General features: G+C 71.1%; 20 protein-coding genes, 1 tRNA gene and 1 pseudogene. 11 read left to right on the top strand and 11 right to left on the bottom strand.

Going from position 1 to position 21,721, the window contains the following annotated elements; translation table 11 throughout:
* Positions 1-39 precede the first annotated feature (39 nt).
* The 5 genes from AC07TY_RS17955 to AC07TY_RS17935 all read right to left on the bottom strand — a co-directional run bounded on the left by AC07TY_RS17955 (position 40) and on the right by AC07TY_RS17935 (position 5,506).
* On the bottom strand, positions 40-1,332 hold the full coding sequence (locus tag AC07TY_RS17955; protein ID WP_494786211.1) for a DUF58 domain-containing protein: 1,293 nt from the start codon (positions 1,330-1,332) through the stop codon (positions 40-42).
* A 2-nt stretch (positions 1,333-1,334) separates the two neighbouring features.
* Entirely contained in the window at positions 1,335-2,303 is a 969-nt protein-coding gene (locus AC07TY_RS17950) for an AAA family ATPase (RefSeq protein ID WP_488624340.1), read from the bottom strand.
* A 67-nt stretch (positions 2,304-2,370) separates the two neighbouring features.
* Complete coding sequence (locus AC07TY_RS17945; protein WP_494786210.1) at positions 2,371-3,579, bottom strand: DUF4350 domain-containing protein; 1,209 nt, start codon at positions 3,577-3,579, stop codon at positions 2,371-2,373.
* Positions 3,576-4,208, bottom strand: a complete 633-nt coding sequence (locus AC07TY_RS17940) for a DUF4129 domain-containing protein (RefSeq protein WP_494786209.1) — start codon at positions 4,206-4,208, stop codon at positions 3,576-3,578. Before AC07TY_RS17940 ends, AC07TY_RS17945 begins: the two co-directional genes overlap by 4 nt.
* Entirely contained in the window at positions 4,205-5,506 is a 1,302-nt protein-coding gene (locus tag AC07TY_RS17935; RefSeq protein ID WP_494786208.1) for a hypothetical protein, read from the bottom strand. The genes AC07TY_RS17940 and AC07TY_RS17935 overlap by 4 nt, the downstream gene beginning before the upstream one ends.
* Positions 5,507-5,673: 167 nt before the next feature.
* Here AC07TY_RS17935 and mtrA point away from each other — a divergent pair, with 167 nt between their 5' ends.
* From mtrA to secA, 6 genes are all read left to right on the top strand, one after another.
* On the top strand, positions 5,674-6,354 hold the full coding sequence (gene mtrA / locus AC07TY_RS17930) for an MtrAB system response regulator MtrA (RefSeq protein WP_123507536.1): 681 nt from the start codon (positions 5,674-5,676) through the stop codon (positions 6,352-6,354).
* 10 nt (positions 6,355-6,364) lie between these two features.
* Positions 6,365-7,981: an MtrAB system histidine kinase MtrB gene (gene mtrB, locus AC07TY_RS17925; protein WP_488624336.1), complete on the top strand. Its 1,617-nt coding sequence runs from the start codon at positions 6,365-6,367 to the stop codon at positions 7,979-7,981.
* 5 nt (positions 7,982-7,986) lie between these two features.
* Positions 7,987-9,654, top strand: a complete 1,668-nt coding sequence (locus tag AC07TY_RS17920) for an LpqB family beta-propeller domain-containing protein (RefSeq protein ID WP_494786207.1) — start codon at positions 7,987-7,989, stop codon at positions 9,652-9,654.
* Positions 9,655-9,738: 84 nt separating this feature from the next.
* On the top strand, positions 9,739-10,428 hold the full coding sequence (locus AC07TY_RS17915; protein WP_494786206.1) for a ComF family protein: 690 nt from the start codon (positions 9,739-9,741) through the stop codon (positions 10,426-10,428).
* A gap of 247 nt (positions 10,429-10,675) precedes the next feature.
* Complete coding sequence (gene hpf / locus AC07TY_RS17910; RefSeq protein ID WP_123507237.1) at positions 10,676-11,377, top strand: ribosome hibernation-promoting factor, HPF/YfiA family; 702 nt, start codon at positions 10,676-10,678, stop codon at positions 11,375-11,377.
* Positions 11,378-11,509: 132 nt separating this feature from the next.
* Positions 11,510-14,371, top strand: coding sequence for a preprotein translocase subunit SecA (secA, locus tag AC07TY_RS17905; RefSeq protein WP_123507236.1), 2,862 nt, complete (start codon positions 11,510-11,512; stop codon positions 14,369-14,371).
* 459 nt (positions 14,372-14,830) lie between these two features.
* Here secA and AC07TY_RS17900 read toward each other — a convergent pair whose 3' ends face one another.
* Both AC07TY_RS17900 and AC07TY_RS17895 read right to left on the bottom strand, forming a co-directional pair.
* The gene (locus AC07TY_RS17900) at positions 14,831-15,262 is read right to left on the bottom strand and encodes an Rv3235 family protein (RefSeq protein WP_488624331.1); all 432 of its coding nucleotides are present in this window, start codon (positions 15,260-15,262) and stop codon (positions 14,831-14,833) included.
* 155 nt (positions 15,263-15,417) lie between these two features.
* Complete coding sequence (locus AC07TY_RS17895) at positions 15,418-15,687, bottom strand: helix-turn-helix domain-containing protein (RefSeq protein WP_123507234.1); 270 nt, start codon at positions 15,685-15,687, stop codon at positions 15,418-15,420.
* 108 nt (positions 15,688-15,795) lie between these two features.
* On the opposite strand from AC07TY_RS17895, the gene AC07TY_RS17890 reads away from it, so the two are divergent.
* Entirely contained in the window at positions 15,796-17,292 is a 1,497-nt protein-coding gene (locus AC07TY_RS17890; RefSeq protein WP_123507233.1) for a sensor histidine kinase, read from the top strand.
* A gap of 110 nt (positions 17,293-17,402) precedes the next feature.
* On the opposite strand, the gene AC07TY_RS17885 is transcribed toward AC07TY_RS17890, so the two are convergent.
* Positions 17,403-17,651: a WhiB family transcriptional regulator gene (locus AC07TY_RS17885; protein WP_055959328.1), complete on the bottom strand. Its 249-nt coding sequence runs from the start codon at positions 17,649-17,651 to the stop codon at positions 17,403-17,405.
* Between the two features lie 275 nt (positions 17,652-17,926).
* Here AC07TY_RS17885 and AC07TY_RS17880 point away from each other — a divergent pair, with 275 nt between their 5' ends.
* Positions 17,927-18,274 (top strand): hypothetical protein, encoded by a 348-nt coding sequence (locus tag AC07TY_RS17880; protein WP_494786205.1) that lies wholly within the window; start codon positions 17,927-17,929, stop codon positions 18,272-18,274.
* Here the strand turns inward: AC07TY_RS17880 and bcp are convergent.
* Complete coding sequence (bcp, locus tag AC07TY_RS17875; RefSeq protein ID WP_494786204.1) at positions 18,271-18,744, bottom strand: thioredoxin-dependent thiol peroxidase; 474 nt, start codon at positions 18,742-18,744, stop codon at positions 18,271-18,273. The two genes, AC07TY_RS17880 and bcp, sit on opposite strands and share 4 nt — an antisense overlap.
* A gap of 177 nt (positions 18,745-18,921) precedes the next feature.
* Here bcp and AC07TY_RS17870 point away from each other — a divergent pair.
* Positions 18,922-18,994 (top strand) — tRNA-Lys (locus tag AC07TY_RS17870).
* Positions 18,995-19,154: 160 nt separating this feature from the next.
* On the opposite strand, the gene AC07TY_RS17865 is transcribed toward AC07TY_RS17870, so the two are convergent.
* Together AC07TY_RS17865 and AC07TY_RS17860 are read right to left on the bottom strand one after the other, a co-directional pair.
* Complete coding sequence (locus tag AC07TY_RS17865; protein ID WP_494786203.1) at positions 19,155-19,328, bottom strand: CsbD family protein; 174 nt, start codon at positions 19,326-19,328, stop codon at positions 19,155-19,157.
* 154 nt (positions 19,329-19,482) lie between these two features.
* Positions 19,483-19,848 (bottom strand): substrate-binding domain-containing protein, encoded by a 366-nt coding sequence (locus tag AC07TY_RS17860; RefSeq protein ID WP_494786202.1) that lies wholly within the window; start codon positions 19,846-19,848, stop codon positions 19,483-19,485.
* Between AC07TY_RS17860 and AC07TY_RS17855 the strand changes: the two are divergent.
* Both AC07TY_RS17855 and AC07TY_RS17850 read left to right on the top strand, forming a co-directional pair.
* Positions 19,840-20,259 (top strand): annotated as a pseudogene (locus tag AC07TY_RS17855) (sugar phosphate isomerase/epimerase); the annotation flags it as partial. The gene AC07TY_RS17860 and the pseudogene AC07TY_RS17855 sit on opposite strands and share 9 nt — an antisense overlap.
* A 99-nt stretch (positions 20,260-20,358) precedes the next feature.
* Positions 20,359-21,708 carry a D-alanyl-D-alanine carboxypeptidase/D-alanyl-D-alanine-endopeptidase gene (locus AC07TY_RS17850; RefSeq protein WP_494786201.1) on the top strand — a complete coding sequence of 450 codons (1,350 nt, stop codon included), beginning with the start codon at positions 20,359-20,361 and terminating at the stop codon, positions 21,706-21,708.
* Positions 21,709-21,721: the final 13 nt, after the last annotated feature.

The following is a 21,721-nucleotide window of genomic DNA, read 5'->3' as shown; positions in this document are numbered from 1 at the left end:
GGCGGGCGCGGCGCGCGGCGCGGTGGCGGCGCGGCGCGGCTACAGCCGGCCCGCCGCCTTGAGGGCGAGGTAGCGGTCGGCGAGGGCGGGCGGCAGGTCGGCGGGGGTCCCGGTGACGACGTCGGCCCCGAGCTGCCGCAGGGCGGCCGAGACGCGGGCGACGTCGAGCAGCGCGCGCTCGGCGGCGGCGGCCCGGTACACGTCGTCGCGGGTGTCGCGCGCCGTCGTCAGCGCGGTCAGCGCCGGGTCGGTGACGCTCGCGACGACGACCAGGTGCCGACTGGCGAGCTGCGGCACGGCGGCGAGGAGCGAGCGCGCGGCGCCGGGGGTGTCGAGCGTCGTGCAGAGGACCACGAGCGACCGCTGCGTCGTGATCGAACGGACGAGCGCGGGCGCAGCGGCCCAGTCGGTCTCGACGAGCTCGGGGTCGACCGGCGCCATGGCCGAGACCATCTGCGAGAGGAGGTCGGCCCCGCTCGCGCCCTGCACTCTCGCGCGGACGCGGCGGTCGGCGATCGCGAGGTCGACCCGGTCGCCGGCGCGCGTCGCCAGGGCACCGAGCAGAAGCGCCGCCTCGAAGGCCGTGTCGAGGCGGGGCTCGTCGCCGACGCGGGCGGCGCTGGTGCGCCCGGAGTCGACTACCATCACGACCCGGCGATCGCGCTCGGGCCGCCAGGTGCGCACCATGAGGTCGCTCCGGCGGGCGGTCGCGCGCCAGTCGATGGAGCGCACGTCGTCGCCGCGGACGTACTCGCGCAGGCTGTCGAACTCGGTGCCCTGCCCGCGGACCATGACGCTGGTGCGGCCGTCGAGCTCGCGCAGGCGGGCGAGCCGCGACGGCAGGTGCTTGCGCGACGAGAACCGGGGGAGCACGGTCACGGCTCCGGCGAGGGGGTGGGTGGCCTGGCGCCCGGCGAGCCGGAGGGGGCCGAGGGTGCGGATGGTCACGGCCGACGCGCGGCGCTCACCCCGCCGGAACGGCGTGAGGCCCGTCGTCAGCACGACCCGGCGCTCGGGGTCGATGCCCGCACGGAAGCGCGACGGCGAGGCGCCGGCCGATGGCTGCCAGGCGTCGCGGATGGTTCCGCGGATCCTGCGCCGGTTCTCGTTGAAGACCGAGAGCGTCGACGTGGCGCTCTCGCCGAGGCGGATCGAGCCCGGCAGGTCGCGCGTGAGCCGCACCTTCTTCGGCGACGCCGCCAGCAGCACGTCGACGACGAGCAGCACGACGCAGAGCACGATCCACGACAGCAGCACCCAGGGGCTGGGCGCGACGAGGATCGGCACCACGCCGAGGGCGACGAGCAGGACGAACCATCCGGTCACGACCATGGCTAGAGCGGCACCCGCACCTGCTGCAGCACGGAGCCGAGGATCGAGTCGGCGTCGACTCCCTCGAGCTCGGCCTCGGGGCGCAGCTGCAGGCGGTGGCGCAGCACGGGCATGGCCATGGCCTGCACGTGGTCGGGGGTGATGTGGTCGAACCCGGTGAGCCACGCCCACGCCTTCGACGCGGCGAGCAGGGCCGTCGATCCGCGCGGGCTGACGCCGATTCGCACCGACGGGCTCTCGCGGGTCGCCCGGGCCAGGTCGACCATGTAGGCGAGCACGTCGGGCCGCACGCCGACCTGGCGGACCGCGGCCTGCGCCGCCAGGATGTCGGCCTCGCCGATCACCGGCGTGACGCCGGCGGCGGTGAGGTCGCGGGGCGAGAAGCCCGCCGCGTGGCGCGCGAGCACCTCGACCTCGGCGTCGCGGGCGGGCAGGCCGAGCGTCAGCTTCATCAAGAACCGGTCGAGCTGCGCCTCGGGCAGCGTGTAGGTGCCCTCGTACTCGACCGGGTTCATCGTCGCCGCGACCAGGAAGGGCACTGGCAGAGGTCGGGAGACCCCGTCGACCGAGACCTGGCGCTCCTCCATGGCCTCGAGCAGCGCCGACTGGGTCTTCGGCGGCGTGCGGTTGATCTCGTCGGCCAGCAGGATGTTCGTGAAGACCGGCCCCTGCCGGAACTCGAACTCGCCGGCCTTCGAGTCGTAGACGAGCGAGCCCGTGATGTCGCCGGGCATGAGGTCGGGCGTGAACTGCACGCGCGACGTCTCCAGGCTGAGGCTGTGGCTGAGAGCGCGCACCAGCAGCGTCTTCGCCACGCCGGGAACGCCCTCGAGCAACGCGTGGCCCGACGCGAGCAGAGTGACGATGAGGCCCGAGACGGCGCCGTCCTGGCCGACGACGGCCTTGCCTACCTCTTCGCGGACTCGCGCGAACGACTGCTGCAGGTCGGAGTTCGTGGGGGTCGTTGTCATGCCGATGAGTCTTTCCGTCGAAGGGGCGGGGTGCTGGTTCGGATCGGGCGATGCCGGGTCGGGCGCGTCATGGTCTCGCCCCGGGCCGCACGGCTCGCGCGACGGCGGCCTCGAGGTCGCGCAGGCTGTCGCTCAGGGCCATCAGGTGGGCGTCGTCTCCCGGCACGGCATCCACGAGCACGTGGCGCACCTGCTTGGGGTCGACGCGCAGGAACTGGGCCACCCGCCGCACCACCTGGTCGACGTCGGCCCCCCGCCCGAGCCCGACCGCGAGGGCGAGCCGCGACAGGGCGCCGACGCGGATCTGGTCGAGGGCGTGCACCCGGGAGGCGCCGCGCTGGTAGAGCCGCGCCCGGCCCTCGGTCGTCTCTGTAGACCGCACGATGACGGGCAGGTTCTCGACGACGAGGGGCCCGAGTCGGCGGCCGCGCCAGAACGCGCCCGCGATCCCGGCGGCGAAGATCAGTGCGATGCTCGGCGTGACCCAGCCGGGTGTGAGCGAGGCGAGGGTGCCGGTGCCTTTCGGCAGATCGTCGACGGAGGGGAGGTACCAGACGAGCGTGGGGGAGTCGCCGAGGAGCGCGAGCGCGAAGGCGGAGTCGTCGAGGTCGGCGACCTTCTCGTTGCTGAGCGCCGAGGTCGTGCCGACGACAGTGACGGTCGAGCCCTCGAACGGCTGCTGGACGAGGCCGTAGCCGCCGCCGCTCGTGGCGGGGAGGCAGCGGTCGGCGTCGGAGCCGGCGGCCACGGTGTAGCGGCTGCCGTCTCCGGTGACACGGCTCGACTGGGCGAGTGCCGGAAGGTCGCAGCTCGGCGCGAGCGTGCCGGTCAGCTCCTTCGTCGACGCGGTGACGCCGGGTGCGACGGCGTCGAGGGCCGTCTGCGCCGGGGCCGCGACGACGAGGTGCGACGAGGCGCCGGCGAGGCGCCGCCACTGGTCGGCGTCGAGGTACCCGTTCGAGTCGTAGGCGAAGATCGTCGTCTCGGCGGGGTCGTCCGCCGCGGCAGCCGCAGTCGACGAGAGCGTCGTCGTCACTGTCACGTCGATGCCCTGACCCCGGAGCACGCTCACCAGCGCCTTGGCGCCGCTCGGCTGCGTGCTGGCTGCGTCGAGGGCGCTGCCGGTCGTGCCGGCGAGACCGCCGATGACGAGCAGGGCGAGGATGGCGACGACGACGGCGGCGCCGAGCCCGAGCAGGATCCGCGTGCGGACGACGACCGGCACCCGCGGGCCGGGGGCCTCCGTACGGCGCGGCCGGGTCGCGGTGTCGGTCATGCGGGCACGCCGATCGGCCGGGCCGGGCTGGCCGTCTCGAGGGCCCCGTCGAGCTCCCGCACCCGCTCGTACTCGGCTGCGGTGCCGGAGCGCTCGAGGTAGCGGACGCCGTCGAACGAGCCGGACGCGTCGAGGATCCGCCCCGCGAGGTCGGGGAACGCCTCGCCCGCGCTCACGGCGAACGCCTGCGCGGTCGTGCCCGGGCTGGTCGAGACGACGTCGCGCTCGTCGAGCGCCCGGGCCAGCGCGCGGAAGGCCTCGACGACCGCGAGATCGTGGTCGCCGGCCGAGGCAGCGCGGGCGGCCGCGGCTCGGAGGTCGGCGGCGGAGCGGTCGTCGTTCTCGCCGAAGAGCGTCGACGCGGCCGACGCCTTGCGGTTCAGTCGCGGGGCCCCGTACACGCGGAACACCACGAGGAGCACGACGGCGACGATCGCGAGCACGACGAGGATGCCCAGCACCGGCACGCCCTTGACCGAGCCGAACTCGAGCGAGTTGACCCAGTCCCAGAACGACTGGGCGATACGGTCGAGCAGGCCCGGCTTGGCGTTCTGGTACTCGGCCTTGGCGAGCTCCTGTTGAAGGAGCCTGCGGGCCTCGTCGGCACCAGGCGAGAGCGGGGCGCTCACGCGACTCCGGGGGGAGCGGTCGGGGCCCCGGGTGGCCGGTACGGGTCGGGCAGCGGCGTCACGCCGTGCTGGCGCAGCTCCACGTAGCGGACGAGGTCGAGGTCGAGCCCCTCGCGGCGGATCCGGAGGTCGACGTAGATCAGGGCCACGGTCGCCGACTGGATCACGGAGCCGATGGCGCCCACCACCAGCGCGACGAGACCCGACGCGACCTGGATGAGGACGTACGAGACGACGGCGCCGCTGGAGTCGTCGCTGCCGTTCGGGGCGAGGAGCCCGCCCGCCAGGCCGCCGATGAACGACACCGGCGCGCTCGCGACATTCGACGCGACCGAGACGATGACGGCGACGAGCGCGATGATGCCGAACGCCTTCCAGAAGCTGCCGCGGGTGAGTCGCCACGACCGGGCGATCGCTGCGCGGAAGGCCAGGCGCTCGAGCAGCAGCACGCTCGGCACGAGCACCGTCTTGGTGCCCACCCAGACGGCGAGCACGACGATTCCGAGGCTGCCGAAGACGCCGACCAGCACGCCCGCGGTGATGCCAGCGGCCTGGCCGACCCCCACGACCAGCAGCACGACGACGCCCGCCAGAATGCCGATGCCGACGAGCAGAGCGCCGCTGATGGCCGCGGCCCAGCCGATCAGCGCCCAGATCCGGCCCCGGGCCTGGCGCAGGAGCCCGCGAAGACGCATCTTCTCGCCGACGATCTGGTGGCTGGTCTCGAGCACGAGCACGCCCTGCAGGATCGCCTGCACCCCGACCTGGAAGAAGACGGGCACGAGCAGCGCCAGCGCGCCGCCGGCGATGGTGCCGGGAAGGATCGAGTCGCGGTCCTGGGGGAGGGCGCTCTGGTAGCGGCCGACCGCGCCTACCACGATGAGCGCGCCCACACCGGCGACGATGACGGTGGAGCCGAGAGAGAAGAGCAGGGCGGTGCCGAACGTGGTCAGCGGATTCCGCCGGAACACCCGGAATGCGGCGCCCAGCATGTCGCCGAGCGTGAGCGGCCGCAGCGGCACGAGGCCCGGCTTCGGCGGCGGCGCCCATCCGGGCGGCGGCCCCTGAGGCGGACCCTGCCGTGGATAGGCGGGCGGCATGCCGCCAGGCTGAGGGTAGGCGGGAGGCGCGACTCCGGCGGGCGGTGCGGGCTGGCCGTAGCCCGGAGGCGGCGCGGGCGGGGCGGCGGGCGCAGGAACGGGCGGAACCGCCGGCACACCCCCCGGCCGCGGCGACGCACCACCCGGCGCCGCCCAGGGCGAGCCCTCGTCGGCGTTGCGTGGTGCGTCCGTGCTCATGGATCCCCCGTGGTGCGTGCGTCCGTGCTTTGAACCATGAAACCACAGGCCGCCGACACCGGAGCTGAAGGCTGAGCGCCTCCGATGGCCTTGCCTGTGGCGATCCCAGCGCCGTTCGCTACTGTGGAGCGACCCGCATCGCGCGGCGCTTCTTACCCGTGGAGACCATGACCCCCCGCATCCTGGTGGTTGACGACGACCCAGCCCTGGCCGAGATGATCGGCATCGTGCTCCGTGCCGATGGGTTCGAGGCGTCGTTCTGCGCCGATGGCAGCGGGGCTCTCGAGGCGTTCGCCGAGACGACGCCGGATCTCGTGCTGCTCGACCTGATGCTCCCGGGCATCGACGGCATCGAGGTCTGCCGCCTCCTGCGCGCCGAGAGCGGCGTGCCCATCATCATGCTGACGGCGAAGGGCGACACGAGCGACGTCGTGAGGGGCCTCGAGTCGGGCGCCGACGACTACGTCGTGAAGCCGTTCAACCCGAAGGAGCTCGTCGCGCGCATCCGCACGCGGCTTCGCCCCATCGCCGAGCCGTCGAGCGACACCCTCGCCGTCGGCGACCTCACGGTCGACGTCGCCGCGCACGAGGTGCGCCGCGGAGACGCGGTCATCAACCTGACCCCGCTGGAGTTCGAGCTGCTGCTCGCCCTCGCGTCGAAGCCGCAGCAGGTCTTCACGCGCGAGATGCTGCTCGAGCAGGTCTGGGGCTACCACTACAAGGCCGACACCCGCCTGGTGAACGTGCACGTGCAGCGCCTCCGCGCCAAGGTCGAGCACGATCCCGACAACCCGCGGATCGTGAGCACGGTGCGCGGCGTCGGGTACCGCGCCGGCGCCAGTGTCTAGCGCTTCCGTCATGCCGGCTGCGCCGTGGCGGACCTTCTCGGACTGGCGGTCCTGGCCGGGCCGGGTGCTCGGCCTGTGGCGCAAGTCGCTCGAGTTCCGCACCATCCTGATCACGGTGCTGCTGTCGGGGATCGCCGTCACGGTCATCGGCGCCTCCATCTCGATCTCGATCGGCACGAACGTCTACGACCAGCGCCGCACGCAGATCGAGTCGGAGTCGCAGCGGGCGACCCAGCTCGCGCAGAACATCTTCGACACGGCGACCTCGACCGACAGTGGCAACCAGGTCGAGCTCGACGGGCTGCAGAACCAGGCGCAGAGCGCGATCCTCTCGGCGACCTCGAGCCCCGGCGGCACGAGCATCGCCATCCTGCGGACCCCGGGCCAGTCGACGTCGCAGACGATCCAGAACATCGCCAGCCCCGACTTCCCGAGCGCGTCCATCACGAAGGCGCTCCGGAACGCCGTGGCCGAGGACACCGACCGCATCCACCTGCAGCCGGTCTCGCTCACGACGAGCACCGGCCGTCAGCCGGGACTCGCGGTCGGGTCGACCCTGCAGGTGCCGACGGCCGGCCAGTACGAGCTGTACCTGGTCTACGACCTGAGCGACGCGCAGAAGACACTCGACTTCATGAAGCAGACGCTGGCCATCGGCTCGATCGCGCTGGTGCTGCTGATCGCCGTGATCACCTACGTCGTCGTCCGGATCGTCGTCGGCCCGATCCGCCTCGCCGCCGAGACGAGCCAGAAGATCGCCGCGGGGCAGCTCGAGGAGCGCATCCCGGAGGCCGGCCAGGACGTCATCGCGACCCTCGGCCGGTCGTTCAACGGCATGGCCGACGCCATGCAGCGGCAGATCGAGCAGCTGGCGAACCTGTCGCGCATGCAGCAGCTGTTCGTCTCGGACGTCTCGCACGAGCTGCGCACGCCGCTCACCACCATCCGCCTCGCCGGCGACGTGCTCTACGAGAACCGCGACTCGTTCGACCCGGCCTCGGCGCGCACGGCCGAGCTGCTCCACACCCAGGTCGACCGGTTCGAGCTGCTGCTCGCCGACCTGCTCGAGATCTCGCGGTTCGATGCGGGTGCGGTCGAGCTCGAGACCGAGCCGGTCGCCATCGTGCGGCTCGTGCGCGAGACCGTCGACGAGTTCGTGCCCCTGGCCGAGGGGGCCGGCAGCGTGCTGTCGGTGGATGCCCGGGGCGGGTACTTCGAGGCCGACGTCGACCCCCGCAGACTTCGGCGGATCCTGCGCAATCTCGTCGGAAACGCCATCGAGCACGGCGAGGGCCGGCCGATCGAGATCACTGTCGACAGCGACTCCGACGCGGTGGCGATCGCGGTCGACGACCACGGCGCCGGCATGCTGCCCGAGCACGCCGAGCGCGTCTTCGACCGGTTCTGGCGAGCCGACCCATCTCGCCGCCGCACCATCGGCGGCACCGGACTCGGCCTGTCGATCAGCCGCGAGGACGCCGCGCTGCACGGCGGCCGGCTCGAGGTGCGCTCGGCGGTCGCCGTCGGCACGCGCTTCGTGGTCACGCTGCCGCGGCGCTCCGGTGTGGGCATCGCTGCGGCGGCGCCGATCCCGTTGACGCTCCCGGGCGGGGAGGAGGCCGGATGATGCGGATGGTCCGGGCAGCGCTCGTGGCGGCGGCCTCGGTCGTCGTGCTCGTCGGCTGCGCCACGATCCCGTCGACCGGCGGGGTCGAGACCGGCGACCCGATCAGCAACAAGATCGAGAGCGACATCGAGTACCTGCCGTCGGGGCCGATCGCCGGCAGCGACCAGGAGCGGATCCTTCGCGGCTTCATCGAGGCCGGCACCGGCTCGCAGGGCGACTACAAGGTGGCGCGGCAGTACCTCACGAGCGCCGAGGCGAAGAAGTGGGATCCCCGTGCGGGCGTCGTGGTCCGCCAGGGCTCGGGCACGTTCGCAGCCGGAACAGACGGCGCCGCGACCTACACCGTGCAGAGCGTCGCGTCGGTCGACGCCGAGGGGCACTACGCCGAGGCGCAGCCGTCTGACACGGTCAGCCTGCAGTTCGCCTTCCAGAAGGTCGGGGGCGAGTGGCGAATCAGCCGGGCGCCGTCGGGCATCGTGCTGTCGACGGCGAACTTCGACCTCGTCTTCCGGCCGCACGCCATCTACTTCTACGATCCGACGTTCACCTACCTGGTGCCCGACGAGCGGTGGTTCCTGGCGCGCACGTCGCCGACGACGCACATCGTCGAGGCGCTTCTCGGCGGCCCGTCACCGTGGCTCAACGGAGCCGTCGAGTCGGCGTTCCCGGCCAAGGCCAAGCTCGGTCCGGGGGCCGTGACCGTGTCGTCGGGCACCGCCCGGGTCGACCTGTCGAGCGGGGTGGAGAGCCTCGACGCGAGCGAGCGCTCGCGGATGCGCGCCCAGCTCGTGGCGAGCTTCTCGACGGTCACGACGGTGAGCGCGGTCGAGATCTCGGCCGACGGGGCGAACCTCTCGATCCCCAACGACACCGGCGGCGCCGCCCTCACCGACCCGCAGGTCGACGCCCGGCCGCTGGTGCTGTCGAAGGGCGCGTTCGGCTGGGCCAGTGCATCGTCGGTCTCTCCCGTCGCGGGCCTGTCGAAGGCCGTCGTCGCCCTCAAGCCGACGTCGGTCGAGCTCTCGACCGACCAGAAGACGGCCGCGGTCGGCACCGCCGACGGCACTTTCGTCGTGACCGACCAGGGCGTCTCGCGCCGCGTCGACTCGAGGTCGGGCCTCGCCGCGCCCACGCTCGACGGCCAGGGACTCGTCTGGAGCGCGCAGACAGACGACCCGCGCTCGATCATCGCCTACGACGCCGAGGGCGTGGCCCACCCGGTCTCGACCGACCTGCCGAGCGACCAGCAGCTCGTCGGCTTCACGGTGTCGCGCGACGGCACCCGAGTGGCGATCCTGCTCGACAACGCCGGAACGACCCGCCTCCTGGTGGCGTCGATCCAGCGGGACGCTAAGCACATGCCCACCGCGCTCGGCAACCCGCTCGAGCTGACGCCGCCGGCGGGCAGCCCGGTCTCGGTCACGTGGGTCGACGAGCTCACGATCGGCACGCTGTCGACGAGCGGCACCGGATCGTCTCTGGTCTCGGAGCACGATGTCGGCGGCGAGAGCACCGACCTCGGGACCCCGAGCGGCACCGCTGTCAACCTCGTCGGGGGCAACGGCGCCGACGGCGTCCGCGTGCTGACCGCGTCGGGCACCCTGCTCGAGCCGCGTGGCAACGGCTGGGAAGACACGGGCATCAGCGCCGACCTCCTGGCGACGCAGCGCTAGCCGGGCTCTGTCCACAGGCTCTCGTCTGTCCACAGGCAGGCCCTTTCTCGGGGCGCAGGAAATCGGGGCCGTCACGATCGAGACATGCCCCTCCTGCCCCTGCTCCTCGCCCTCTGGGTCCGCGCCGCGCCCTCCCTCCGTGGCGCGCTCGCCCTGGTGGCCCCCGTCGACTGCGCCGGCTGCGGTGCGCCCGACATCGACCTGTGCGCCAGCTGCCGCGCGCGCTTCGCCTCCGCCCTGCCCCGCCTCGACGCCCTGGCCGATGCGACCCCATGCGCCACCGGGCTCGTCTACGCCGGCTCCGCCCGCGACGCCGTGCTCGCCTTCAAGAACGGCGGGCGCCTCCGCCTGGCCCGGCCTCTGGCTCCGCCGCTCGGTCGCGCGCTGGCCCTTCTCGCGGCCGAGGCCCCCGACGACGCGCACCCCCTCGTGGCGCTCGCGGTGCCCCCGTCGCGCTCGGGCCGGCGACGGCGGGGGTACGACCCCGTCGAGCTGCTGCTTCGAGCGGCGGGGGCTGTGCCCGGGCGGCGGGGCCTCGAGTTCCTGCGACATGGGAACTCCGCTCAGCAGAAGGGACGCGGGCGGGCCGAGCGCCACCGATCGAGGAGGCTCGTCTGCTCGACGCGCTGGGCGGGCCGGAGCGTCGTGATCGTCGACGACGTGATGACGACCGGGGCCACGCTGACCGAGGCCTGCCGGGCCGCCCGGGAGGCCGGGGCTCGTGTCGTCGGGGTGTGCGCGCTGGCAGCCGTGCCCCTGAGTGGGCGATCGTGAGCGGGCGATCGTGAGCACGACGTTTCGAGCGCTAGATCGTGAGGGGAGATCAGCTGGCGGAATCGACGCGCGGACCCCGAGCGTATTGGTGCCGCCTGCGTGGCAGGTGCGAATTCGAGGAGCGTGCGAAGAATGGGTGAACAGGTCGTGACATCGCGGTGCCGACGTCACTACGGTGGCCCTACGAGGCGTGAAAGCACTACCGCCTACACGAACGGCGGCACGCTGAAGTGGCTGGAGGAACGTCATGGACATTTCCGTAACGGGTCGAAACGTGGGTATCACCGATCGATTCCGCGAGTACGCCACCGAGAAAGCCGAGAAGGTCGGCTCCCTCGCCACCCGAGCACTGGCGCTCGAGATCAAGGTGTCGAGGCACAACGAGAAATCCGGTTCGACGTCGGGAGACGACCGCGTCGAGCTCACCCTGATCGGCCCCGGCCCGCTGGTCCGCGCGGAGTCGAGCGGATCCGACAAGTACGTCGCATTCGACCTGGCCATCGCCCGGCTGCTCGAGCGGGTCCGCCGAGCGAAGGACCGGAGCAAGGTGCATCGCGGCCAGCACCGGCCCACCTCGCTGCACGAGGCCGCCGCCGCCGACTTCAGCCGCGCGGGCATCATCCCGGCGTCGGCCGAGACGCTGGAGCAGGTGCGCACCGGCGCGATCGCCACCGTCGACGAGGCCGTCGAGCCCGCCGAAGACGAGTACTGCCCCGTCGTGATCCGCGAGAAGACGTTCGCGTCGACGCCCATGACCGTCGACGACGCGCTCTACTACATGGAGCTCGTCGGCCACGACTTCTACCTGTTCACCGACTCGGCCAACGACGGCCGGCCGAGCGTCGTCTACCGGCGCAAGGGCTGGGACTACGGCGTGATCGCGCTCGACGACTCCGCCCCCACGCACCAGGAGACCGAGATGGCCATCCGCGGCGGCCTCGTCGGCTGACGCTCGACCGCTCGACCCGAACCCCTGGGACGCCGCCCGCGTGGCGGCCTCCCAGGGGTTCGGCTATTAGGCTTGCTACCATCACGGGCTGGTAACGCCAAGCGTTCCGCTCATCACCAACCGGGAGTATCCGTGGCCAACGTTCTCGAGAAAGTCCTTCGCGTCGGCGAGGGTCGTACCCTTCGACGCCTGAAGGCCTATGCGAAGGCGGTGAACGACCTCGAAGACGACTTCAAGACGCTCACCGACGAAGAGCTCCACAACGAGACCGCCGAGCTGCGCGAGCGCTACGCCGCCGGCGAGTCGCTCGACGACCTCCTGCCCGAGGCGTTCGCCGCGGTGCGCGAGGCCTCGAGCCGCACCCTGGGCATGCGCCACTTCGACGTCCAGCTCATGGGCGGTGCGGCCCTTCACCTCGGCAACATCGCCGAGATGAAGACCGGTGAGGGCAAGACCCTCGTCGCGACCACCGCCGCCTACCTGAACGCGATCGCCTCGCGCGGCGTGCACGTCATCACGGTCAACGACTTCCTCGCGAGCTACCAGTCCGAGCTCATGGGCCGCGTGTTCCGCGCCCTGGGCATGACGACCGGCTGCATCCTCGCGGGCCAGACTCCGCAGGAGCGCCGCGAGATGTACGCGGCCGACATCACCTACGGCACGAACAACGAGTTCGGCTTCGACTACCTGCGCGACAACATGGCCTGGCAGGCACAGGACATGGTGCAGCGCGGCCACTACTTCGCCATCGTCGACGAGGTCGACTCGATCCTCATCGACGAGGCCCGCACGCCGCTCATCATCTCGGGCCCGTCGTCCGGCGAGGCCAACCGCTGGTTCGCCGAGTTCGCGACGCTCGCCCGCCGCCTCCAGCCCGAGATCGACTACGAGGTCGACGAGAAGAAGCGCACCGTCGGCGTGCTCGAGCCCGGCATCGAGAAGGTCGAGGACTACCTCGGCATCGACAACCTCTACGAGTCGGCCAACACGCCGCTCATCTCGTTCCTCAACAACGCCATCAAGGCCGACGCCCTGTTCAAGCGCGACAAAGACTATGTGGTCATCAACGGCGAGGTGCTGATCGTCGACGAGCACACCGGCCGCATCCTGTCGGGTCGCCGCTACAACGAGGGCATCCACCAGGCGATCGAGGCCAAGGAGGGCGTCGAGGTCAAGGCCGAGAACCAGACTCTCGCGACCGTCACGCTGCAGAATTACTTCCGCCTCTACAAGAAGCTCTCGGGCATGACCGGTACCGCCGAGACCGAGGCCGCCGAGTTCATGTCGACCTACAAGCTCGGTGTCGTCGCCATCCCGACCAACCGCCCGATGCAGCGCCAGGACCAGACCGACCTGGTCTACAAGAACGAGCAGGCCAAGTTCGAGCAGGTCGCCGAAGACATCGCCGAGCGCCACGAGGCCGGCCAGCCCGTGCTCGTCGGCACGACGAGCGTCGAGAAGAGCGAGTACCTCTCGAAGCTGCTCGCGAAGAAGGGCATCAAGCACGAGGTGCTCAACGCGAAGAACCACGCGCGCGAAGCCGCCATCGTCGCTCAGGCCGGTCGCCTCGGGGCCGTCACGGTGGCCACCAACATGGCCGGCCGCGGGACGGACATCATGCTGGGCGGCAACGCCGAGTTCCTGGCGGTTGCCGAGATGAACTCGCGGGGCCTCAGCCCGGTCGAGACTCCCGACGAGTACGAGGCCGCCTGGGACGACGTGTTCGTCGCTCAGAAGGCGTCCGTCGAGGAGGAGGGCGACAAGGTCCGCGAGGCCGGCGGGCTCTACGTGCTCGGCACCGAGCGCCACGAGTCGCGCCGCATCGACAACCAGCTGCGCGGTCGCTCCGGCCGTCAGGGCGACCCGGGCGAGAGCCGCTTCTACCTGTCGCTCACCGACGACCTCATGCGCCTCTTCAACTCGGGTGCCGCCGAGAGTCTCATGGGTCGCGGCAACGTGCCCGACGACCTCGCCATCGAGAACAAGATCGTCGGCCGCGCCATCCGCTCGGCGCAGTCGCAGGTCGAGAGCCGCAACGCCGAGATCCGCAAGAACGTGCTCAAGTACGACGACGTGCTGAACCGCCAGCGCGAGGCGATCTACTCCGACCGCCGCCACATCCTCGAGGGCGACGACCTGAAGGACCGCACCGAGGCGTTCCTCGACGACGTCGTCAACGAGGTCATCGACACCCACACCGGCGAGGGCAACCCCGACGACTGGAACCTCGACGCCATGTGGACCGAGCTGGGCACGCTCTACCCGGTCTCCATCACCATCGACGAGGTCATCACCGAGGCGGGCTCCAAGGCCAAGGCGACGCGCGAGTTCCTGGCGAAGGAGATCCTCTCAGACGCCAAGGTCGCGTACGAAGGCCGTGAGGAGTCGTTGGGCGACGGTGCCATGCGCGAGCTCGAGCGCAAGGTCGTCCTCTCGGTGATCGACCGCCGCTGGCGTGACCACCTCTATGAAATGGACTACCTGAAAGACGGCATCGGCCTCCGTGCCATGGCCCAGCGCGACCCGCTCGTCGAGTACCAGCGCGAGGGCTTCGCCCTGTTCCAGAACATGATGGGCGCAATTCGCGAGGAGTCCATCGGCTTCCTGTTCAACCTCGAGGTCGAGGTGCAGTCGCAGGTCGGCCACGAGGGTCACGACCACGGTCCGATCATCGCGGCCAAGGGCCTGGGCGAGGGCGAGAACAAGGACGCCGTCCTGAACTTCTCGGCCCCCAACACCGAGGGCGAGGTCGAGGTCCGCGACCAGCGCGGCCGCATCGAGAAGGCTGAGACGGCTCGCGCGCAGCGCCAGCAGCAGCTCGTCGAGGAGAACGCCGACCCCGAGATTGCCGCCGCGCGCGCGACCTCCGGCTCGCCCGAGGCCTCGGGCGGCGACGGCAAGCCCGCCGGTCGCGGCGCCTTCGGGCAGTCGACGACGGACACGCTTCCGCCGGCGAACCGCTCGGAGCGTCGCTCGCAGGCCAAGCGCAAGTAGTCGCAGGGCGACATCGCGTCGCTCGCACGTTCGGCCCCGTCTCCGCGTTCGCGTGGGGCGGGGCCGCTGTGCGTGTGCGCGGCGGGCGGGGCGCCTTGCGTGTCTGCGGCGAGGACGGGGTTGGACCCCGCGATGCGGCGTGCGCGCAACGCCGCGACCTAGGGCGGGTGCCGGAACGCGGGGTGGGCGGGCCCGAGGCGCCGGCCCGTGCCGAGGGGTTCAGCCCGCGGGATCGGCTCGAACCCGTCGGATGAGCGGCGGGGGTCTGCCGTTTCGGCGGGTGCGGGCGCGTGGGCGAAGCCTCCGTCCGGCTGGGCCCGCCAGATTGGCGCGAACCCGCCGGACGGACGGCGGGGGTCTGCCGATTTGGCGGGTGCGGGTGCGTGGGGGAGCGGCCGTGAGGCTGAGCCCGCGGAATCGGCGCGAACCCGCCGGATCGGCGGCGCGCCCGCGCCCGCCCTACAGCACGTGCACGGCCGTCGCGCGCCAGCGCCGGTCGAGGCCCTCGAGCCGCAGCGCGACGGCTCGGCTGCGCGCCCGACCGTGGATCACGACGACGGCCTCGACGACCCCGTCGGACGGCTCGTCGAGCCGCACGCTCCCGACACGGAACGCCGGTCGATGCGGTACCTCGCCGCGGGCGCTCCGGGCCCGGGCCGCCAGCACGACTCGCTTGAGCACGTGCGAGTACACGTCGTCGGTCACCCAGCGGGCGATCTGCTCGATCTCGCGCGCGCCGGCCAGGATCTCGACGACGCACCGCGCCAGGTTCTCGGCGAGCGGGGCCGGATCAGGCAACGACTCGCGACGTGTCGGCTGCGGTGCGAAGAACGGGTCGGCGTCGATCGGGGCGGCTGAGGTGCGCCGGGGCGCGGCGGCGGCTTGGGGCATGTCGTTGCTCTCGCTCGTGAACGGTGTGAGCGCCGCTTGCGAGCGGGCATAGCATCAACATATGACATTCGTATGGCGCGACACGCCCGCCTGTCGAAACCTGTGGACAAACAGTTCCGACCGGGAGGCGCGACCGCCGGTCGCAGGAAGGGGGCTCAGCGCGACGGCGGATCGATCTCGCTGACGCTCCCGAAGTCGAACCCGTCGAAGACGGCCGCTCGCCGAGCCTCCTCGTACCGGCCGGCGATGTACGCGTCGAGCACGCTGACCTCGATGCGCCAGAAGCCGGGGGAGCCCACCCGGATGGCAGGAAGCTCGCCGGTGCCGACCAGGGCCTCGACGTCGTCCAGGCCCACGCTGAGGATCTCGGCCACGCGCTCGACCGTCAGGAACTGCCTGTAGGGCTGGTCGGCGTGGTCGTCCATGAGTCGATTATCGGTCACGAACGCAGGAACTCGGGTTCCTGCGCCCCTGAATCCGGGTCACCCGGGCCCCTGGTCGGCCCTGTCAGAGGGGCCGGATAGGCTGATCCCGTGTCAACGCTCAGTGAACTCGTTCTCGCCCAGGGCCGCTCCAGTGAGGCGGACGTCGAGTGGCTGCACCTGCTCGTCGGCGACTGGCAGCTGCTCGCCGATCTCGCGTTCGCCGACATGGTGCTGTGGGTGCCGACCGAGAACGACAGCTTCGTGGCAGTCGCGCACGCGCGTCCGTCGAGCTCGGCGACGCTGTTCTACCGCGACTTCGTCGGGCAGGAGGTGCGCCCCGAGTGGCGCTCTCAGGTGCAGCAGGCCTTCGACTCGTCGCAGATCGTCGACTCGGCTGCGCCCGACTGGTACGAGGAGACGCCGACGCGCGTCCGCGCCGTGCCCGTGCTGCGCCGCCTCGGGGCGTCGCGCCCCGATGTGAGCGAGCGCCCCGTCGCCGTCATCACGCGGCACACCAACCTGAGCGAGGCGCGCACCCCCAGCCGCCAGGAGCTCACCTTCAACCAGTGCGCCAACGACCTGTTCGCGATGATCGCGGCGGGCGACTTCCCCGACCTCGGGGCGCCGACGGGTCCGCGTCGCGGGGCTCCCCGGGCATCCGACGGCCTCCTGCGGCTCGACGTCGACGGCGTCGTCGTGTTCGCCAGCCCGAACGGACTGTCGGCGTTCAACCGCATGGGTTTCCTCGGTGAGCTCGAGGGCGAGTCGCTCGCCGAGGTCACCACGGGCCTGCTCGCCGGCAAGATCGTGATCGACGAGTCGCTGCCTCTGGTCGTCACCGGCCGAGCCCCGTGGCGCACCGACATCGAGGCGCGCGGAGTGACCGTGTCGCTGCGGGCGATCCCGCTCCGCGACCGCGGTGAACGCGTCGGCGCCGTCGTGCTGTGCCGCGACGTGACCGAGATGCGCCACCAGGAACGCGAGCTCATCACCAAGGACGCCACGATCCGCGAGATCCACCACCGCGTCAAGAACAACCTGCAGACCGTGGCCTCGCTGCTGCGCATCCAGGCGCGTCGCACTCACACCGACGTCGCCCGCGATGCCCTCAACCAGGCCATGCGCCGGGTCGCGTCGATTGCTGTCGTGCACGACACCCTGTCTGAGGGGCTCAACCAGAACGTCGACTTCGACACCGTCTTCGACCGGGTGCTGCTGCTCATCGCCGAGGTCGCATCGAGCCACAACACGACCGTACGACCGAAGTTCACCGGCAGCTTCGGCGCGTTGCCGAGCGAGTACGCGACGCCACTGGCCCTCGCTCTCACCGAGCTCGTGACGAACGCCGTCGAGCACGGCCTCGACGGGCGCGACGGTGACGTCGAGATCAACGCCGAGCGCACCGACGGGCAGCTCACGGTCAAGGTGCGCGACAACGGCGTGGGTCTGCCCGAGGGCAAGGTCGGCTCGGGGCTGGGTACGCAGATCGTTCGCACCCTCATCCAGGGCGAGTTGAGCGGCACCATCGACTGGCACACGCTCGTCGGGTCGGGCACCGAGGTCACGATCGACGTGCCGCTGCGCTGGGTCGAGCAGCCGGCGTAGCCCGGCGACGGGCGGCGAGTTCCTGCGCCCGGAGCAGAACGCCGGGTGCAACGACGAAGGGCGCGCCCCCGACCGAAGTCAGGAACGCGCCCCCGCGCGACTATCTGAGGTCAGGAAGCCCGACGAGCGCGAGCAGCACGGCGCTTGAGAGCGCGGCGCTCGTCTTCGCTGAGCCCGCCCCAGACGCCGGAGTCTTGCGACGTCTCGAGCGCGTACTGGAGGCAGGTCTCGGTGACGGAGCAGCGACCGCACACCGCCTTCGCCTTGTCGATCTGGTCGACGGCGGGCCCGGTGTTCCCGACGGGGAAGAAGAGCTCTGGGTCCGCGGTCAGGCAGGCGGCCTTGTCACGCCAATCCATCTATGGGTACTCCTTTTGTGGTTCAGCAATCACGGCATGCCGAGGGCACGACAATAAAGCCGGGATTCCGGGGGTGAGAAGAAAAAAGATTCTGGGAGGCGCGCACAGCAATGTACGCGTCACATCAACCTCGAATATGCTCCCATACTGGTGTGACCAAATCAAGGGGTTAAGCGGAGGCTCTCAGCGTGACGGAACCAGTCGAAACTCAGCAGACCGACGCTCGTGGACGCCTCGTTCTACGGCACAGACCGCCTCTTCTGTGGGCGCTGATTGTGCTCTTGACGGCCGAGTTCGTCGCGATGCTGATCGTGACGATCGTCATCGCCTTCGCCAGCGCGACCGGGCAGGCCGACACCCTCGCGGGAGGCATCGCCTTCCTCGTGCTGGCCCTCGTCGCGACCATCTGGCTGGCCTTCATCGTGACGGCCGCATACCGCGGTCACGCGTGGATGCGGGGCGCCGCCATCGTGTTCCAGGTGCTCGTCTTCGCGGTCGGCGTCGGCTGCTTCCGCGGGCTCACGGCGGTCCCCGCGATCGGGCTCGCGCTGGTCGTGCCCGCCGTCGTCATCGTGGCGCTGCTGGTGTCGCCACCCGTCGTGAAGGTGACGTCGACGCGCTAGGCGTCGAGACCGAGTTTCTTCCGCAGCGACTTCACGTGACCCGTCGCCTTCACGTTGTAGAGCGGGAGCTCGACCGAGCCGTCTTCGCTGACGACGATCGTCGAGCGGATCACGCCGGTGACCGTCTTGCCATACAGCGACTTCTCGCCGTAGGCGGCGTACTCCTTGTGAACGGTGAGCTCGGGGTCGCTGAGGAGCGGGAAGTTGAGACCCTGCTCGCTCTTGAACTTCTGGAGCGCCGGCGCCTCGTCTTTCGACACGCCGAGCACCTGGTAGCCGGCCGACTTGAGCGAGTTGATGTTGTCGCGGAAGTCGCACGCCTCGGTGGTGCACCCGGGTGTCGACGCGGCGGGGTAGAAGTACACGATCACTTTCTCGCCACGGAAATCGGCCAGCGAGACGGGCTTGCCCGTCTCGTCGGGGAGGGTGAACGAGGGCGCTTCCGCGCCCTTCTCGAGGCGATCCGACATGGGGCTCCTTGGGTTCTCGGACGTGTTCGAACGACGTCAGATCTCATGCTAATGTTGTTCCTCGGCGCCGGAAGCCAGTCTTCCTCAGCCAACGCCCAGCGCAAGCCGGGTAGTGCCCACTGCAAGCCGGGCAGTGCCCAGCGCAAGCCGGGCAGTGCCCTGTGCAAGCCGGGCAACGCACCTCTAGCTCAATCGGCAGAGCAACTGACTCTTAATCAGTGGGTTCTCGGTTCAAGTCCGAGGGGGTGCACGAGCAATCTGATCCCCGGTGTTCGCGACAGTGTCGCTTCCCGGGGATTGTTCGTCTGTGCCGCTTGCGCCCCCTCCGACGACGCGCCGCGGAGCGGGCCTTGCAGAGAAGACCCCCGCCACCCGAGAGGGTGGCGGGGGTCTTCTCGCGTGAGCGTCGACTACTTGTCGTCGCCGTCCTTGGCGTGCTCGGTGGCCAGACGGTCTTCGCTCTTGGCCTGGTCGAACTGACCCTGCTCGGTGAGCTCCTGGTCGTCCGTCCTCTTGCCGACGAACTCCTCGGCCTTTCCGGCGACCTTCTGGGTGACGTCCTTGGCCTTGTCTCCTAGCGACATGGTCGCTCCTTCCATCGATGAGTCCTGTGCGGGGAATTCCTCGCGATGAGCCTCACGGTAGGCGCGTGCGACCGTGTCCACGCCCAGGAAAGCAAAGCGCTCGGCTAATCGACTCCACCTTTCGGAGTCTTCTCGCATCGGCGTGCCGCGACTGTCATCGCGAGGAGGGCGCCCCCGTCGATGCGCGGATGACGAGTGAGGGTTCGACGAGGCCAGCCGCATCGGTCCGTTCGTCGTCCAGCACTGCGACCACCGCGCGTGCAACGAGTCGACCGACGTCGCGGCTGTCGTCTTCGATCGTCGTCAATCGGAGGATCTGCGAGCTGGCGAGGGGCGAGTTGTCGTAGCCGATCAACGAGACGTCCTCGGGCACGCGACGCCCGATGTCGTGAATTGCGGCAAGAGCGCCGAGGGCCATCGTGTCGTTCGCGGCGAAGACGGCCGTGGTGGCGGGCTCGTCGGCGAGAAGCCGCTGCGCCGCCCCGAACCCGTCGGGCTCGTTGGTTCGGCCGCCAGCCACCTGTTCTGGCAGCAGATGGACCCGGTCGCCGTCCTCCGCCACCTCGGCCCGCTCGTCTTGCACGCCGCCGCCAAGGATGTCCGTGTGAACCCGGCGGCCGCCATCAACGGCGTGCTCGACAACTCGTTCCGGAAACTGCGGGAGGACGAGCCCCGCACCAACCTCGGCGGCGACGAATGGGCGAACGAGTGGCCGAAGGAGTCCGCGTGGGACTTCGTCGCACTCGGCAAGGGGCATGACACGGCGTACTGGACCGAGTTCCTGCGCGCGCTCCACGAGGTCGACCCCGACATGGCGGTGAACATCGAGCACGAGGATGTCTCGCTCGGGCGGATCGAGGGTATCCAGGTCGCCGCGGCGGTCCTGACCGAGGCCGACGAAGCGCTCGCGGCCTCACTCGCGCCGGCCTGACTCGCCACCGTGCCGCACGCGCGGATCTCCGCCTCGAGGCCCGGTCGTACCGGTCGCGCGGGGGAGGTGCGGCGCGTGGCGGCTTCGTAGCGTCGAGGTATGAAGACGAAGAGATCGCGCCGCCGCGTCGTGGCCGCCGGCGTCACCGCCACAGCCGTCGTCGCGGCCGGGCTCGCGAGCGGACTCCTCAAGAACCCCTTCGACCCTGCCGACGCCTCGGCGATCCCCTCGGTCAGGCCCGGATGCAGCGTCGCCCAGCTCACGCGCGGCTGGAGCGCCGGAACACTCCACCTGGCCGTCCGAGACGTCGACACCGATCGGTCGCTGGCGGGAATCCGCGCCGACGAGCCGGCCGCCACGGGCAGCACGATGAAGGTGCTCACGATGGCCGCCGCCGTCACGACGCTGGGAGCCGACACGCGCCTGACCACCCGGGTGCTGCAGGGCGCCGACCCCGGCACGGTCATCCTCGTCGGGGGCGGCGACCCGACCCTCTCGCGCCTGCCCAGCGGGCAGTCGTCGGTCTACCCGCAGGCGCCGCACCTCGACGCGCTCGCGGCGGAGACCCTGGCGGCTCGCCAGGCCGATCCGCGGCTCGCCGACGTGCCGATCACGACGCTCGAAGTGGACTCGAGCCTGTTCGGCGGGCCAGCGTGGCTTCCGACCTGGAGCGACTCGGCGCGGACGACCGGCTCGGTGTCCAACATCACGGCGCTCATGGTCGACGGCGACCGGGACGACCCGACGAACGAGTACTCGAAGCGGGGCGACGCCGCCGTGATGCGAGCGGCGGACGCGTTCGCGCCGCTGCTCGGCGGCTCCGTCCGGGTCGATCCTGCGCTGGTCACGGCCCCGGCCGGCGCGACGAAGCTGGCGTCCGTCGAGTCGGCTCCGGTGGCGGAGCTCGCGCGCTACACGCTGACGCACTCCGACGACACTCTGGCCGAGACTCTGGGGCGCCTCGTGGCCGTGAACGCGGGGACGGGATCGACGTTCGACGGCATCCAGGGCGGCACGGGAGGCTCGCTCGACCGGCTGGGCGTCTCGGCCGACGGGCTCCGGCTGGCAGACGCGTCCGGGCTGAGCTCGGACGACGCCGTGACCGCGACGGCCATGACGCGCCTGATGGTGCAGGTCGCCCGGCGCGACCACGGGCTCGGACCCGTGGACGACGGGCTGTCGGTCGCCGGCCGAACGGGAACCCTCGCCGAGAACGGCCGCTTCCAGACGTCGAACCGGGAAGCGGCGGGCAGGATCCGAGGCAAGACCGGCACGCTCGACGACATGTACGGCCTGACCGCGATCGCCGACCCCCGCGCCGGCGACCGCGTCGCCTTCACCATCTGGGCCGAACGCGTGCCCGCGGGAACCGACCCCGCGACCGCGCGCCAGGCCGTCGACGGCCTCGCGACCGCCCTCTACCGCTGCGGGGCGGGGCTGATCCCCTGACAAGTGAGTGCAC

The sequence above is a fragment of the Frondihabitans sp. GW821-FHT04F02 genome (assembly GCF_059420045.1).
The sequence above is the reverse complement of the archived record's forward strand: the minus strand, read 5'-3'. Positions and strand labels throughout refer to the sequence as shown.

Coding starts and splice junctions, on each gene's coding strand:
- AC07TY_RS17900 (WP_488624331.1), bottom strand. CDS start 15,262: ATGCCCCAAGCCGCCGCCGCGCCCCGGCGCACCTCAGCCGCCCCGATC.
- AC07TY_RS17850 (WP_494786201.1), top strand. CDS start 20,359: ATGAAGACGAAGAGATCGCGCCGCCGCGTCGTGGCCGCCGGCGTCACC.
- bcp (WP_494786204.1), bottom strand. CDS start 18,744: ATGTCGGATCGCCTCGAGAAGGGCGCGGAAGCGCCCTCGTTCACCCTC.
- AC07TY_RS17935 (WP_494786208.1), bottom strand. CDS start 5,506: ATGAGCACGGACGCACCACGCAACGCCGACGAGGGCTCGCCCTGGGCG.
- AC07TY_RS17865 (WP_494786203.1), bottom strand. CDS start 19,328: ATGTCGCTAGGAGACAAGGCCAAGGACGTCACCCAGAAGGTCGCCGGA.
- mtrA (WP_123507536.1), top strand. CDS start 5,674: ATGACCCCCCGCATCCTGGTGGTTGACGACGACCCAGCCCTGGCCGAG.
- AC07TY_RS17885 (WP_055959328.1), bottom strand. CDS start 17,651: ATGGATTGGCGTGACAAGGCCGCCTGCCTGACCGCGGACCCAGAGCTC.
- AC07TY_RS17915 (WP_494786206.1), top strand. CDS start 9,739: ATGCCCCTCCTGCCCCTGCTCCTCGCCCTCTGGGTCCGCGCCGCGCCC.
- AC07TY_RS17895 (WP_123507234.1), bottom strand. CDS start 15,687: ATGGACGACCACGCCGACCAGCCCTACAGGCAGTTCCTGACGGTCGAG.
- mtrB (WP_488624336.1), top strand. CDS start 6,365: ATGCCGGCTGCGCCGTGGCGGACCTTCTCGGACTGGCGGTCCTGGCCG.
- AC07TY_RS17920 (WP_494786207.1), top strand. CDS start 7,987: ATGGTCCGGGCAGCGCTCGTGGCGGCGGCCTCGGTCGTCGTGCTCGTC.
- hpf (WP_123507237.1), top strand. CDS start 10,676: ATGGACATTTCCGTAACGGGTCGAAACGTGGGTATCACCGATCGATTC.
- AC07TY_RS17955 (WP_494786211.1), bottom strand. CDS start 1,332: ATGGTCGTGACCGGATGGTTCGTCCTGCTCGTCGCCCTCGGCGTGGTG.
- AC07TY_RS17950 (WP_488624340.1), bottom strand. CDS start 2,303: ATGACAACGACCCCCACGAACTCCGACCTGCAGCAGTCGTTCGCGCGA.
- AC07TY_RS17945 (WP_494786210.1), bottom strand. CDS start 3,579: ATGACCGACACCGCGACCCGGCCGCGCCGTACGGAGGCCCCCGGCCCG.